Annotated in this window: 11 protein-coding genes; all 11 read right to left on the bottom strand. The window is 49.8% G+C overall.

The features are described 5' to 3' along the window. Positions 1-59 precede the first annotated feature (59 nt). Positions 60-1,238 (bottom strand): 2Fe-2S iron-sulfur cluster-binding protein, encoded by a 1,179-nt coding sequence (locus BSF40_RS02515; protein WP_013973876.1) that lies wholly within the window; start codon positions 1,236-1,238, stop codon positions 60-62. After that, positions 1,235-2,068, bottom strand: a complete 834-nt coding sequence (locus BSF40_RS02510) for a xanthine dehydrogenase family protein subunit M (RefSeq protein ID WP_095963981.1) — start codon at positions 2,066-2,068, stop codon at positions 1,235-1,237. Before BSF40_RS02510 ends, BSF40_RS02515 begins: the two co-directional genes overlap by 4 nt. Continuing rightward, the gene (locus BSF40_RS02505) at positions 2,068-4,410 is read right to left on the bottom strand and encodes a xanthine dehydrogenase family protein molybdopterin-binding subunit (RefSeq protein ID WP_046816054.1); all 2,343 of its coding nucleotides are present in this window, start codon (positions 4,408-4,410) and stop codon (positions 2,068-2,070) included. The genes BSF40_RS02510 and BSF40_RS02505 overlap by 1 nt, the downstream gene beginning before the upstream one ends. A 1,194-nt stretch (positions 4,411-5,604) precedes the next feature. Further along, a complete protein-coding gene (locus BSF40_RS02500) occupies positions 5,605-7,029 on the bottom strand; it encodes an aldehyde dehydrogenase family protein (RefSeq protein WP_080956994.1) in 1,425 nt (474 codons plus the stop codon). Then, positions 7,022-8,512, bottom strand: coding sequence for an NAD(P)/FAD-dependent oxidoreductase (locus BSF40_RS02495; protein ID WP_013973879.1), 1,491 nt, complete (start codon positions 8,510-8,512; stop codon positions 7,022-7,024). The genes BSF40_RS02500 and BSF40_RS02495 overlap by 8 nt, the downstream gene beginning before the upstream one ends. A 32-nt stretch (positions 8,513-8,544) precedes the next feature. After that, positions 8,545-8,943: a cytochrome c family protein gene (locus BSF40_RS02490; RefSeq protein WP_080563818.1), complete on the bottom strand. Its 399-nt coding sequence runs from the start codon at positions 8,941-8,943 to the stop codon at positions 8,545-8,547. Positions 8,944-8,974: 31 nt separating this feature from the next. Next, complete coding sequence (locus BSF40_RS02485) at positions 8,975-10,423, bottom strand: NAD(P)/FAD-dependent oxidoreductase (RefSeq protein WP_095963980.1); 1,449 nt, start codon at positions 10,421-10,423, stop codon at positions 8,975-8,977. 60 nt (positions 10,424-10,483) lie between these two features. Beyond that, on the bottom strand, positions 10,484-10,996 hold the full coding sequence (locus BSF40_RS02480; RefSeq protein WP_024087621.1) for a RidA family protein: 513 nt from the start codon (positions 10,994-10,996) through the stop codon (positions 10,484-10,486). Between the two features lie 631 nt (positions 10,997-11,627). Continuing rightward, a complete protein-coding gene (locus BSF40_RS02475; protein ID WP_047934606.1) occupies positions 11,628-13,124 on the bottom strand; it encodes a PucR family transcriptional regulator in 1,497 nt (498 codons plus the stop codon). 61 nt (positions 13,125-13,185) lie between these two features. Continuing rightward, positions 13,186-14,358: an aromatic amino acid transport family protein gene (locus BSF40_RS02470; RefSeq protein ID WP_371914707.1), complete on the bottom strand. Its 1,173-nt coding sequence runs from the start codon at positions 14,356-14,358 to the stop codon at positions 13,186-13,188. A 108-nt stretch (positions 14,359-14,466) separates the two neighbouring features. Beyond that, on the bottom strand, positions 14,467-14,814 hold the full coding sequence (locus BSF40_RS02465) for a cupin domain-containing protein (protein ID WP_046816048.1): 348 nt from the start codon (positions 14,812-14,814) through the stop codon (positions 14,467-14,469). Positions 14,815-14,816: the final 2 nt, after the last annotated feature.

The raw sequence follows: 14,816 nt of genomic DNA, 5'->3' as shown, positions 1-14,816 counted from the left end.
TTAGATACCATATCTCCTGCTAAATAGATTTAATCTTCCATAAAATCTACAGAGATTGGTCACTTAGAGTCATTTCTTTTGAAAAGCCCCGCGAACCACGACTTAATGACCGGCCAGATTAGTGATTTCAGCCCTACAGGAAGGTTTCGATTATCTCCTAATGTTCCTTCACGTAAAAGCTGCTCGAGGTTCTCTCCAAACATAATTGCTAGACGCCTAACGGTTTCTGTGACAATTCCACCCCGCCCAAACTGTGCGAGTGCACCTGTTAGTTTCCATGCAAGCCCCACATCAATTATCGAGCCTGTTGAGCCGTCTGTTTTGACAGTCCAGGTAATTCGCCCAGTTACTGTGGAACCAGTTAACGCGTCTCGTCCACCTGCGGTCATCAATCCCTGACGGTTATCATCATCAATTTCATAAGTTCCGGAGCCTGTAAATTGGGCTCTAATAGGACCTAGTGCCATGTGCATCTTACCAGTCACCTCATGATGATCTAAGCTAACTACCTCCGCTCCTGGAATGCAGCTAGCTGCTGTCCTCAAATCTCGCATGACTGCCCAAGCATCATCGGGCGACAGGTCTACCTTTACACTTTGTAGAATCGCATTAGGAAAATCGTCGGAATTGCCATGCGGTTTCGTCTCTGATTGCGGTTGACGTAATGGCTGTTGCTCTGTCAACACCCCAGCTTGAACAATCTCGGGTTCAGAAAGTGTGGCAGGCCCTGCGCTACCGGTTGGTTCTTTTCCTAAACCAACTGCACGAATAGCATCAACAATTCCCGTATAGCCAGTACAGCGGCAAAGGTTACCTGCCAGCTCCATTCGGATCTGCGGCTCCTGAATTTCTCCTAATCTTAGAACCATATCGCGAGCGGTTATTAGCATGCCGGATGTGCAAAAACCACATTGTAACGCATGGTTATCTCGGAACCCCGCCCTCATGCTCTGCATAGTCGGGTCATCGTTGAAACCTTCAATCGTAGTAATCTCTACGTTTTCACAATCTACAGCAAAGGCGATACAGGATCGTTGAGGGGTGCCATCGATAAGAATGGTACAAGCCCCGCACACCCCTTGATCGCACCCAATGTGGGTCCCTGTCAGGCGGAACTTTTCCCGGATGACATCCGCCAGTACATCGCGAGAAGAAACACGCGCGACACACTTTTGACCGTTCACCTTCAATGTAATAGAACGAGTTTCCTGGTCAGATACATCTAGGATATTTATCATCGAGAGAAAGCCTCCAATCGGGCCAATGCCCTTTCGATCATTGTCAAATGAAAACTCAAACTATCAGGTTGAGCGTCAGGTAAACTCGCCCGAATTTCTCGCTGTGCGATACTTAGTATTTCGGTATAATCCTCCGTCGCCAATGCTGAGGATGCCTCTCTTAAAAAGAGAGGCGGACCATCAGTTCCACCAATGAATATACGGTAAATTTTATTACTCGGATCAACAACAATAGCGCAGATCGATTTGGCAAATTCACCTGCTTTGTGGCAGAACTTAACATAAGCCCATCGGGCCTCAACCGAAAGACAAGGTAGTTCTACTGATACCAGTATTTCGTCAACCCCGAGCGCACTTACAAATGGTGCAATCATGAAATTTTCAATAGGAATCTCGCGCTTGCCACTAATACCCTCGACATGGCACCGGGCACCAAGCGCGCTTAAACTACTAAGCCAATCGGCGGCAGGGTCAGCATGACATAGCGACCCGCCTACTGTACCCCGGTTCCGTATTGCACGGTATGCAATACCTTTCGCAACATATGGGAGATAGCCGCATGTCACATCCTTAATTTTACAGTCTTCAATATCTGCATGGGTTGTCGCTGACCCTACATGAATTGAAGTTTTACTTTCTACAACCGATAACAGCTCTGGCAGCTTTCGGAGGGATACCAAAGCATTTGGGCGAGCCAGCCGTAGGTTCATCATTGGAACCAACGATTGCCCCCCTGCAATTGGTTTCGCTAATCCACCGGAGGCACTAAGGTACTTAATGGCCTCCGCAATCGAGTTAGCCTTTTCATAGACAAATACGGCAGGCCTCATTATCGATCTCCAGCAGCGGTGATTGCCGCTAATATGCGCGACGGACTCATTGGAAGCATACGAAGCGTTGCACCAAGCGGCGATAACGCGTCATTAACTGCGTTGGCAAGAGCAGCAGCGGCTGGGATGGTACCGGACTCTCCGGCCCCTTTTATCCCGAAACTCGTGTGAGGAGATAGATTCGCCATGTGATCTAATTTAAAACGTGGCACCTCCGCAGCGCCCGGAAGAAGGTAGTCGAGAAGCGTCGAGGCAAGAGGTTGGCCATTCTCATCATATGGACTTTCCTCGTACAATGCTGTTCCAATGCCCTGAGCAGCACCACCAATTGTCTGTCCGTCCACGATCATCGGATTAATGCGCTGTCCACAATCTTCTACAATTATATAATCGAGAATACTAACGTGCCCAGTTTCCGTATCGACGCTAACTTTCACAGCATGAGTTCCGTACGCAAAAATACCACTATCTACGGGCACCTTATAACCGTCAGTCACTTCCAAACTGGTGATTGCCTGAGTCAACTGAGGGATTAGATAAGGCCTGTTATAAAAAATATCAGTAATTTCTTCAAAAGCGATGCTTTTAGCTCCCAATGCGGCAACACCGTCGTTTAACTGCACTTCGTCTGGATCCCCGCCGCCCAAGAGCGCTGCTGCTAGTGTACGAATTTTAAGTGTCAAAATTTTGGAAGCCGCATCTATAGCACCTGCACCGATCACAGCAGAGCGAGATGTGAACGAACCTACGGAATGGGGTGTACACTCCGTGTCACCCAGACAAATCCGAATCTTATCCAGGCTAAATCCGGTCGTTGTGGCCGCCACTTGAGCTAGAGCAGTTTCGAGTCCTTGGCCGAAACTTTGCAAGCCAATGTTTACTTTCAATGTTCCATCGGGCCCCACTTTCAACGTTACTTGATCAAACCCAGGAACCACAGGCATTCCCCATGATGCGAAGAAACCTGCACCGTTGGCAGTCTGTTCATAAAATGTCGCGAAACCGATACCCGTGAGGGCTCGTGTGGGTTTTATGCCTGAGCGCGATCGCTCGAGCCTGAACTCGTCGAACCCGATAAGTTGCCTAGCACGACGCAAGCTCTTGCCGTAATCGCCTACGTCAAACATTTTTCCAGTGACATCCTTATAGGGCATTGCGCTGGGCGGCACTAAATTTAACGCTCTAACGTCGCAAGGCTCACGTCCGACGGCATTGGCAACCGCATCAATGAGTGATTCTATTGCGAAGCAGGTCCCCACTCGCGCAATACCGCGGTAAGGACAAAAACTCGGTTTATTTGTAGCGACTACACTTACCCGTGATTGATAATGGGTAATCTGATAGGGACCTGGCAAATTGCTTCTAGCAGAGTATCCTTCTAAAACGGCAGTAAAAGGCCAAGCGGAATACGCGCCGTTGTCGATAAATATGTCAGCGTCCAGCCCGATTAGGCGCCCCTCTGGTGTCGCATAACCAGTTAACTTGTACTTCGCTTGTCTCGTACAGGCCCCTGCTACTAAATGCTCACGCCTATCCTCAACCCAGCGAAAAGGCGATTTATGGGTCAGAGCTAACCATGCGACTGCGATTTCCTCTGGAAGAAGTTGAAGCTTGTAGCCGAACCCCCCCCCAATATCGGGTGGAGCAACCCGAATTTTCGATTCAGAAATTCCTAGAAACTGGGCCATACCAGTGCGAATAGGGTGCGGAATTTGGGTTGACATTATCAAAACTAATTGATCAGCTTCAAAATCCCAATATGCAACTATACCTCGACCTTCGAGCGGATGTATTGTCTGACGGGAGAGTTCAAGTTCTACATCTACGACAATAGGCGCTTCCTCCGTTATGGAAGAAAAATCAACCTCAGTTACCATATGAACAAAGCGATTATCCGTCCACCCCTCGTGCAATAAAGGCGCTCCTATAGAAAGCGCATCTGCAATTGTCGTCACTGCTTTTGACTCGTCTATATCAAGCAGTACGGAATCAACCAGATCTTCAGCTCTAGCACGGTTTGATGCCACGCATAGAGCGACAGGCTCACCCACAAAACGCACGCGATCTGCCGCTAGCACTGGACACTCGCTGTGCTGAAAACCCGGCGTAGTGACAGGTGTAGTAATGGGCCTTACGCCAACAAGATCTGCATGAGTGAATACTTGGTTCTCGGCCCCCTCGGGCTTACCAATCCCGCGAATAGTGCCGTGCGCAACTGGGCTTCGGACGAAGGCAACCTCAAGCATTCCAGGTAGCTTTATGTCCGCGACGAAGCGCCCTCGACCGTGAAGATGACGTTCATCCTCTCTTCTAGTCACTCTGGATCCAACGAAGTTTGTCATCTGGGCTAAATCTCCTGCAATGCAATGAAGCTCATTGGGGCATCCAAGCCTGAGGACCCCCATTTATTATATGTACGACGGTATAATTAGTGCCGTAATCTGTCAAGCACTGACCAGATCCGCCACTGCCGACCTTCCCTCAACTCAAGACGTGGCGGGATGGGACTGGGTGGGATGCCGTGGAACACTCGACTTCAACCACCCTAGCGAACACCTATCAGTCCCAGCCAACCGGAAGCACTTCTGTACCAAGACAGCGGTGCGTATATGCACCGTGGTCGATGATGATGGTCTGGATGACGTCAACCACTGGATCCGGACATTGAATTCCGCGATTCCTGTACGTGCTCGGTTGACCACTATCGAAATATCTTCGCCATAAATTTGATCACCGACTGGCAGTCTGAAAAAAACCTAGTTGGCGCGTATTGGCATAAAAAAAAACATTAGCGCATTAATAGAGTTTAATATCGTTTTTATATTACGCCCTCATGAATTAAACCAGAAATATTGGCTCGCAAATATTCGGCAGCTTCTACTTCTTCGATTTAATTTTATAAATTTACGTCTAAGATATAGCTCGACCTGACCGCGACGTGAACTGCAATCGCACGCTCCTTACGCGTGCACGAACCGCGACAAACTCCATCCCACAAAATCGTATCCGCAGGTGAAAAGATATAAATGATTACCCACCCCAAAAAAAACAAATAACAGCGTTCAATAACAAAACCGACCATTGGTTTCACGAGTCATAAATATTTTTAGAAGACCCACAATTAACATTCAGCCTGGATATTTATTGAAAACCGAATTTCTGGGAGTCTAGGTGCATTCTGAAAACCACCCCGACAAGACATTTATAGTTACAGCATCTCAACGTGCAGATATATGCCATTTGCTCGCAGCGCTCAGAATCGGGACATAAGTCTCACCAATTAACTGACAAATCTAGCATCAGGAAGAAAGGGATACTCATAAAACAAAGTCATATCAGATGGAGAATGAAGCCGAGAACCTGAAGACAGCCTGACATACACTGATATCAGGCTCCCGGACTTTCATCTTATTTCGAATTGTAAGCTCCGCAAGACAAACCGACGATAGCCACATCAAATAGTGAACATGTATTAGATGCCAGCTACACCATGCGCGCAACTTACCACACGCTAAATTATTCAATAGTTATTTTAGTTAACAGCCCATAATTGACTTGATTTCGAGATACTCTTCAAAGCCGTATTTACCCCATTCGCGGCCGTTACCTGACTTTTTATAACCACCAAACGGCGCTGAAAAATCCAGAGGTGCCCCGTTAAGATGTACACTTCCTGTACGCAGTCTATTTGCGACCTCGCGCGCACGCGCCAGACTCCCCGAACTAACATATCCGGACAGACCAAAACAACTATCATTTGCTATTGCGATCGCATTTTCATCATCTGTATAGGGGATAATGCAAAGTACAGGGCCAAAAATTTCCTCCTGTGCAATCGCCATATCGTTCGCGACATTGCTAAAAACTGTCGGTTTAGCATAATACCCAGCTCTTACTCCGTCCGGGACGCCTAAACCTCCACAGACTAGCTTTGCACCTTCAGCTAAGCCATTTCGTATACAGACCTGAACTCTCTCATACTGCACGGCGCTCGCCAGCGGCCCGAGACTTGTGCGTTCGTCTAACGGGTTCCCAACTATTATTTCTTCACATAGCTTCTTTGCTATCCGCTCTACTTCCAACAATTTCGATGCCGGAACTAGCATGCGTGATGGAGCATTGCAACTTTGCCCGGTATTGAGCATCATAGTCATAACGCCATGCGAAACAGCAGATGCGAGATCAGCGTCGTCGAGTATAATGTTTGCCGATTTTCCACCCAACTCTAGTGCTACTCGCTTGACAGAATCTGCTGCTGCTTTCGAGACGAGCGCGCCAGCAGTAGTAGAACCAGTGAAAGAGATCAAATCCACATCCACGTGTGCAGCCAGAGGAGCGCCCACACCGGAACCATTTCCATTAATAAGATTGAAGACACCAGGCGGAAGACCCGCCTCATCCAAAATTTCCGCAAGTAAATAAGCTGAAAATGGGGCAATCTCGCTGGGTTTTAATACTACAGTACAACCAGCTGCTAATGCTGGTGCGACCTTCGCCGCCACTTGGTTCATTGGCCAGTTCCAAGGTGTTATTAACCCGCAAACTCCGACCGGCTCACGTACTACACGAGTCGTGCCCGAACATTCCTCAAATTGGTAATTACGCAATACAGAGATTGCCGTTAGGAAATGCCCCAAGCCAGATGGTGCCTGGAGAGGGCGGGCTAACTGCTTGAACGGAGCTCCCATCTCTTCGGTAATTGCGTCAGCGATATCCTCCATCCTGGCTTCAAATATCTGACATACTTTCTCAAGTAACTCAAGTCGTTGTTCTTTGCTCGTACGGGACCAGCTTTCAAATGCAAGGCGCGCTGATTTTACCGCAAGGTCAACATGATCAGCTGTTCCTAGTGTAATTACACCAGCTATACTTTCAGTGGCGGGGTTAATCACTTCGAGTTCTTCGCCCCCCACTGGCATTATCCATTCGCCGTTTATATAAAACTTCCGATAATCACGCATTGTCATTTTCTCTTTTTAGATACGTAGCGACTTGATGCCCTACCTCTCTACCGTTCTCGATTGCTCCATCAATGAATCCACGCCAACCATTGGCCATGTCCGAGCCTGCAAAAAATAGCCGTCCTTCGCGCTTCTGCAGCTCAGTCAAGTATCGAGTCGTCTGGTTAGGACGGTAAGTGCACCAAGTGCCCTTAGAAAAGGGATCGAGGTTCCAGTCGTAGCCATAACTAGCAGTTACTTCGACGCCTGGCAAAAGTGGTTGCAAAGCCTTTTCGACGGCTTTGATATCATTGATATCAATCAACTTAGGGTCGGCTGAAAATGCAATGAGTAACGTACCGCTCTCGTCCACGTGATCTGTGAATACTGAGGTAAATGGTGTGAGCTTATTCCGGGCAGGAGCATATGTCATTACATTGCCGACATTTTGTTTTACGCGAATATAGCCCTTTACACCAGCACCAGCATGCCGTTGCGATCCCATATCCACTTTAGCTGCCGACAACTTCGGCGAGTACTCAATATCATGCAAAGTGTTGATAGGGACGGCTACAATTACCGCTGATGCCGTGAAGACACCGTCTTCAGTGGTAACTGTTACTTTATCTTTATCTTGATTAACCTTAGTCACTGGCGTCGAAAGTTTAACTTCCGAGTTACCATCCGCCATTATGGCCTCTAAAAGACTATGCGTACCGGTTTTAATTTTGTACCGCGCAATGGAATCGAACATTGTGGGCATATTAAAGTTACTGAGTGCAAACCAACGCATAATCTCGCTATATGCAATAGTTTCCGGATAATTATGTCCATTTCCACTGAGCCAGGAATCCATCATATCCTTTTGCTCCCTGGTCAAAGGCAATTTTTCAAGATAATCTGCCGCGGAAAGTCCATCAACATGCTGCAGCTTCTTTCGCTCAAAAAATGGTTCAAACGGGCGCGGATAAATATTCCGTGCTTCTTTGTAGTATTCGTTACAGGCAGAGCCAAAAATTTCAAACGCCTCTGCTGCAGGTGCTCTTTTGACATTATCCTCTGTTACCCAAATGACGGTCTCTGGATTCGCAAGACCGACCGTCTCCTCCACCTCTAGGCCATAGTGCATAATCTCAGTCCAAACATTCGGCTGGGTCCAATGTACCCAGGTACCTCCCAACTCAACTTTTTGATTCTGAAGCTTAGACGTAAAAGTTCGGCCGCCCAACCGACTTCTACCTTCAAGAATTAGAGTTTTCAAGCCAGAACGGCTTGCTTCTCGCGCCGCAGTAACACCCGCGAAGCCTCCACCGATTACAATAACGTCATAACCCACGCCTGCGCGTGATGGACCAACATTGGTCTTCACCGCCGCTTCCGCGGGCGCCGACAGAGTCAGAAGCTGCGAGGCTATGCCCGCTGTTGCCACTCCGACCGCGGCGCTACCAAGGAACTTTCGGCGTGATACTCCGCTTTTGCTGCCTTCATCACCATCTTTTGTCATGTTGTGGAAACCCCGATAGACTTTCAAAAGTTTCAGTTAGAGGATTTGCTCAAAAAACAAAGCACGTCACGTCGATCTTTTTCATTTTTGAGGCCTGAGAAAGCCATACGGGTTAGGGGATATACGGCCATAGGATTCTCCAGGAACTTATCTAAATGCTGCGGGGTCCAAGTGTCCCCAGAATCACGTAGCGCTGAAGAAAATTTGAAACCCGGCACCGAGCCGACTTTCCGGCCCTCCAGACCGTGTAGATTGGGCGCCGCTGCGCCGTGAACACCAGTAGTGTCATTTGAGTGGCACACACTGCAAATTTGGTAAACCTTTTTCCCATTTTCCGGATCACAGTTATCTGCACCTACAGCTACACCAGATAATGCTAGAAGAACTAACGAACCAAAATGACGAGTAACAACTTGCAACGCTTGTTTCATTTTTTATCCTCATTTATTGTAGTTTTACGTACTAGCTTAAGAGCTGCTTAACCTCCCTACCGGCACGTAGTCCACTCTCAACAGCACCATCGATATTCGCGTGCCAACCGTTACTGGTTTCAGCTCCTGCAAATAAAATACGTCCTTCAGCCGCCTGTAGATCTTTGAGACGACTTAGTTGACCTACTCCATAAGCCGCCCATGCCCCCAAGGAAAATGGATCAGCTGTCCAGTCGTAAGCCGCTGTACCAAGAACCTCAACACCCGGAAACATTTTTTGAACTTCGCGAGTTACAGCATCTCGGTCATTCACGTCAATTGTTTCTTTGCGAGCGATGGTGATCGACAGTATTGTCCCCAACTCGTCGCTGTAATCGTGCGTCTGGACCCAGTTTAAAGGTTGCTGTTCATCCGCAAACGCAAAAACCCGTCCGAGATTCTGCTTAACATGAACATAAAGCTTAGCACCTTTGCTAAGCTGCCCCTCTTTGATGAATCGTTGTTTACCTTTAGAAAGGGCAGGCGTAAAACCGATATGTTTATACGTATTGAGTGGAACTGTCATTACGACCACTCCGGCGGTAATAATTTCGCCGTCGTCGGTCTTGATTTTGACGCCACCATTTACTTGCTCAACAGCAGTGACGGGCACAGACATGCGGACCTCGGCACCGCTATCGGTCAACATTGCATTAATGAGGCCTATCGTGCCCCCTTGAATTCTATAATGAGTTTCAGTGTCCATGAAGGCGTCATAGTTCCAACCGCCGCATGCAAACAACTTAAGTACACCAGGCAGGCCAAATTTGTCAGTTGTTTCACCTGCATACAAGGCCATGTAACTATTGATTTGAGCCTGTTGCAGCCGACTTAAGCCCAAAGTTTTGATGCGATCAAGAACAGAAGATTTATCCAATTCCCGAGCGCGCTCAGTAAACATCGGCTCATGCGGACGAGGAAATACTTCCCAGGCATCGTGACAAAGCTTTTCAAAAGCTATTCGAATGTTTTTGCCAAATTCATCGGGCGAAATACTCTCGACGCTTCCGTCGTTATACATGATCAAGGTTTTATCTAAATTAGTAAGTGGATCTTCCACTACACCCAGACCATAACGCTGCATTTCTGCCCAAACATGCGGCTGCAGCCAGTGCACCCATGCCCCGCCAAATTCAATTTCTTGACCTGCAAAGCGCGAGGTAAACGTACGACCACCTAGGCGGGACCTCGCTTCCAATAAAAGCGTTCGATAACCCTGCAAACCACATTCACGGGCGGCTGTCGCGCCAGCAAACCCTCCACCAACTACTACCACATCGTAATCGAAGCCACCTTTGACGGTGCTTGCTCGGTTCGTTTTTTGCGTAGCCGAAGCCGCATCAATAGCTCCCAATCCCGCAACACCTGCTGTTACGACTGCCGCGCTTCCGATAAAAGACCTGCGGCTAAAGCCTTCATTTGTTTTTGTTTTATCACTCATGTCCCGGCGCCTTCTAGTTAGGTCGTAGTAGTTGTAAACCCAAAATCAGCTATATCTAGGCTACTCCCCCAAATATGCCACTGCCGTTATTTCAACTAGTGCGCTATCGCTAGCAAAGTCTGCTACCCTTACGCCCGACGCGCTGGGCGCTACTACTCCATTATATGCAGCGGCCCTCGCTTCGAGAGCCTTATAATAAGTATCATTATCAGTCTTATAATAAATCGTCTCGCTTACAACCTTACTGAAGTCAGCGCCATGTGCTTTTAAAATGGCTGACATTCGCTCGTAGATTAGCTGCATCTGTTTACTAGCGTCACCGGCGTACACTTCCCTCCCTTCCTTATCAACTGCGGTAACACCACCGATATATAAATAACTTCCAGCTTTAATTGCGATCGAAAAGTTGTATTTTTTTTCGAAATCAGGATTCAGATGAAATGCAGTCTTAGCATCATTGGCGAACAACTGAGGAGACAGCAAGGTCAGGAACGTCACCAACAGAAAACTGTGCCTCAAACTGCACTTATTATGCTTAGGAAAATGGCGACGGGGTTCTTGCGGGATAATCATACGGGCACTCCTTTTTTATGTTTTTTTGTAAGGTACCCGATCCTTTGGACCGCACGTTTGACATGAGACGCCATTTCACATGCCTTCACGCGCCAACGCCTTAGGAAACACTGAACACGATTTGAGACTAGGCCCTGATTCTGGACGCTTTCGCAAGCCGAATTACATATTTCCGAACCGCGCTTAGTTCTATTAGATATCCTTGGAAGGCACGACGATCACCGAGTCAACCTACATGTTTAATATTTATTACCCACCAACACATTGGCCGGTTGTGAAATTTATTCCGAACGCTTTCCAATTCACCGTATGCAGAAAAGGCGTGCTAACTATCAAGTCTATATTAAACAATTGTCCGGTAGCTCATTAGAGTCTGTGGGGAGGGATGTTCAAATCGTCGACGATTTTCGGCGAGCTGATCGGAGTATTTCTTTTGATTTGGTGCGGTGAAAGAATGATGCGGTCTGCGGCGTCCCGACTGCTGCCGACATGAGATGCGAATTCTGGCTGACCTCTGCCAGTCGTGCCACCGGACAGAGGCCCTAGACGGTCATCGGTTGATCGCTGGGAACGTATTACTGCACCCTGTCAGCACTAGTTGAATCCGGCAAAAGCAGAGGTTCATATTTATCTAACAGGTTAGGGGCGATTTGGACACTACCCAGCGACTTTGGAGTGCGAGCCACAGCGCTGCCACATCAGCGGTGCTGTCCATAGAGCGTCCACTGATCTCTTCGATGCGGCGAACGCGATAAACCAGAGTTTGCTTGTGCACATGTAGACGTTTCGCCGCATGCAGCCACGAGCGGTTCTCTTCGAGAAATACCTGCAACGTCTGCAACAAGGTTGTACGTTGGGCTTGGTCATAATCATGAATTGCACCCAGCACCGTGTGGAAGGCGCGCTTTGCTTCGTCCGGTGTTCTGGGCAACCAAGGCGTGTCGGTTTCCAGCTCTGCATAACGGCAGATGCGCCGTTGTGCATGGGTGTGAGCGCTGGCTAACAGTGCTTCGCGTAGCGCTTCCGCACTGCGTGTCAATGTCTGCAATGGCGCGCTTGAGCCTAGGTTGATGTCAAGTTTTTCACCGAGCAACGGCTGTAGGCCGTCGGCGTGCATTAGGATGAGTTCATCACCCTGAATGCGCGCCAGTACGCTGTTGTCCAGTATCCTGAGCAGCAGTTCCGTTTTTCTCCGTAGTCCATGTCCTCGCGCCACGGTGATGACCGCACGCTCAAGGGCTAGGCCAGACAGTTGACCGTCCAGGCGCTGGATTGCCTGATCAAGGCTCAAGCGTTGTTGCAGCAGGTCGTCCAGTAATTCCGAGCCGAGGCGCAAACGGCGTTCACGCTCGGCCTGACGTCGCTGAATTTCCAACCCAAGCACAGCGGTGAGATGGTGCAGCAGGCTATAGTCAGGCAGTCGCTCGCCGGTCACCACCAACAAGCAGTTCTGTTCGGTATGCAGTTCGATACTAAGCGCTTCGCCATCCGCCAAAGTAAGGCGGCGCAGCATGGGCTGCTGCTCTACCTGTTTGCGGCGGCTGCCTAGGAGTGCCAAACGGACTGACTCGGATAGCGGGGCAAGGTCGTCCGCCCAAGGTTCTAATGTTTCGAGCAAAAGCACATGAAGACGACAGTGGATATCAGCCTCAAGGCGTAGGACCAACCCCGCCAGGCTCAGGCCAGACATGCTCAGCCGGGCACTCTCATATACCCGCACCAGCGCATTGCGGCGTTGGTACTCTTCCTTCTGGTTCGCATCGATGATCGCCCGGGTCACCGCAGCGAAAGGCACGCCATATTCTGTGAGGATTACCGGGAAATTCATCTGCTCGGCCCGCTCGCAGAGGGCATGGAGGTTGGCCGGCGCCTGCATATGTTCACCGATCATCATCCCGGCCAAGCCCGCTTCAGCCAGGCGTTGCACGTACTCGCGTTGCTGCAGGGGGTCAGCAGGAATGCCGAGCCCCGTGGTCATCAACACATCGCCCTCTCCCAGCCATTCGGTGGGGTCGGGCAATTCGCAGACATGTGCCCAGCGCACTTCGCGGTCAAGGCCTTCAGCACCGCTCAAGAGGCGTGAGCGGAGCTCGGTGTGGGCAATCAAGTCACGGACGTGATGAGACATGTGCGGGCTGCTCCATTGGATGACTCGAGGTTTCAGGCTCATCCCGCCTTGCCTCGAGTCATTACCAACTGGCAGGCAGCATTCCTATGGCTGATAGCACGGCGTAGACGCCACTCGAGGCGAAGACCAGGATAATACCGGCTTGCATGAGTGGATGAGCATACCAGCCACACTTGAACGCCGGTTCCTTATCGCCACGTTTGCGTGCGGCATTAAGCAAAAGGATTGGAATAATACCCATGAGTACGCCGCCGAAGGTTCCAGCAAAATACAGCGCGTTGACAAAGCCGCTGATACCCGAGTATGCCAGGATGAACGGCGGGATTGCCACCACAGCCAATACCATGAGTCGCTTGCCACGATGGCTTTCGTCACCGAGCCGGAAGTGGTCGAAAATGTTGGTGAACAGGCATCCACCAAGCCCCCAGTAGGAGGTCAACATCGCAAGCAAGGCAAAAGTGTTGGCAACATAGTAGGCCCACTGACCCAGCGACCGCCCCCAACTGAGCGTAGCCACTTCACTGAGGTTTTCAGTGCCTACTAGCGCGATCACTGAAGCAGGAATGGCGGCCACCACAACGAAAGTCAGCAGCATACCGCCGATGATCAGGCGTGGGACACGCTTGGGTGAATCCAGGTTACCGCGCACTAGTTCTGGCACCAGGAATTGCGCGCCGAAAACAAATACAGCTAAGTTGAAAACCGGCACCACGTATTGCCACTGGCTTTGCCATAGATGCATGAAACGAGTGTCGTCATGGACCACGGTTGCGCCTATCAGCAAGCAGACAATCATCACCATACCGACGCTGATCAACTTTTCCGCAACGCCCAAGGCCTTCAGTCCCAGATACAGCACCAACGCCGAAGGTATGAAGAACAGCAAGCTGCCCATTTGCCGGCTCAAACCGAACCGACTGAAGAAGTCGGTAAGAATGTTGCCGCTGCCAGTCATGTATGCAACAAGAGCGCCATAGCTATTGGCGGCAACGGCGATGAAAATCAGCCAGCCGCCGAAAGCTCCGAGATACTTACGTGACAGGCCACTTAGCTGCTTGTTCTCACAGGTGCGAAGGCACGCTTCGGCGACATAAAGCATGGTAATGATGCAGAACAGGCACGTAATCGCCAGACACACCAGCAGGGGCGCATAGCCGACTTTGCGCGCAGCGAAGGCCATGCTGAGTACGCCTGCACCAATGTTGGTGCCGATGATGATGCCAATGGTTTCCATCCGGCCAAGGGCATGAGCTTTCAACCCCGAGGATTCTTCAATGTGTTGTTGTGTACCCACTTCTTGTTACCTCGTCTTGTTATGTGGGAGGAGTGGCAGACAAATGACTCACTCAAGAATCAGGTATGTCTTGCGAAGGTTCTGGCGAATGACCCAAGTGCCTTGGCTGTTGGCAGGAAAGTACAGCGCGTCACCTGCGCTGAAATTGACAGACTCACCAGTGTCTGGCGTAAAACAGCCAGCGCCGCTGACGATGTAGCTGTACTCGGCCTGGACCACTTGACGTCGGAAGCTGCCAGGGCTGCATTCCCAGACACCAACAGAACCACGGGCGTCCGGCAGCTCCAGGTGCGCAGCGATGCGTGCTTGTGCTACGAGCTCCTGCTCCGAACTGCCGAGAGTAATAGCTTCGCCGAAGGTCAGCGGCGCACTGGCAGGGATACGAACAATCGACATGG

The sequence above is a fragment of the Pseudomonas sp. ACN5 genome (assembly GCF_002303975.1).
GTDB classification, from domain to species: Bacteria; Pseudomonadota; Gammaproteobacteria; order Pseudomonadales; family Pseudomonadaceae; genus Aquipseudomonas; species Aquipseudomonas laurylsulfatiphila.
Note: the sequence above shows the minus strand (reverse complement) of the source record. Positions and strands in the feature narration are given on the sequence as shown.

Bases quoted from the DNA above. Each gene is read 5' to 3' on its own strand.
- BSF40_RS02505 (WP_046816054.1), bottom strand. From the start codon at position 4,410: ATGACAAACTTCGTTGGATCCAGAGTGACTAGAAGAGAGGATGAACGT.
- BSF40_RS02465 (WP_046816048.1), bottom strand. From the start codon at position 14,814: ATGTCGATTGTTCGTATCCCTGCCAGTGCGCCGCTGACCTTCGGCGAA.
- BSF40_RS02480 (WP_024087621.1), bottom strand. From the start codon at position 10,996: ATGATTATCCCGCAAGAACCCCGTCGCCATTTTCCTAAGCATAATAAG.
- BSF40_RS02515 (WP_013973876.1), bottom strand. From the start codon at position 1,238: ATGATAAATATCCTAGATGTATCTGACCAGGAAACTCGTTCTATTACA.
- BSF40_RS02485 (WP_095963980.1), bottom strand. From the start codon at position 10,423: ATGAGTGATAAAACAAAAACAAATGAAGGCTTTAGCCGCAGGTCTTTT.
- BSF40_RS02470 (WP_371914707.1), bottom strand. From the start codon at position 14,358: ATGGAAACCATTGGCATCATCATCGGCACCAACATTGGTGCAGGCGTA.
- BSF40_RS02500 (WP_080956994.1), bottom strand. From the start codon at position 7,029: ATGCGTGATTATCGGAAGTTTTATATAAACGGCGAATGGATAATGCCA.
- BSF40_RS02475 (WP_047934606.1), bottom strand. From the start codon at position 13,124: ATGTCTCATCACGTCCGTGACTTGATTGCCCACACCGAGCTCCGCTCA.
- BSF40_RS02490 (WP_080563818.1), bottom strand. From the start codon at position 8,943: ATGAAACAAGCGTTGCAAGTTGTTACTCGTCATTTTGGTTCGTTAGTT.
- BSF40_RS02495 (WP_013973879.1), bottom strand. From the start codon at position 8,512: ATGACAAAAGATGGTGATGAAGGCAGCAAAAGCGGAGTATCACGCCGA.
- BSF40_RS02510 (WP_095963981.1), bottom strand. From the start codon at position 2,068: ATGAGGCCTGCCGTATTTGTCTATGAAAAGGCTAACTCGATTGCGGAG.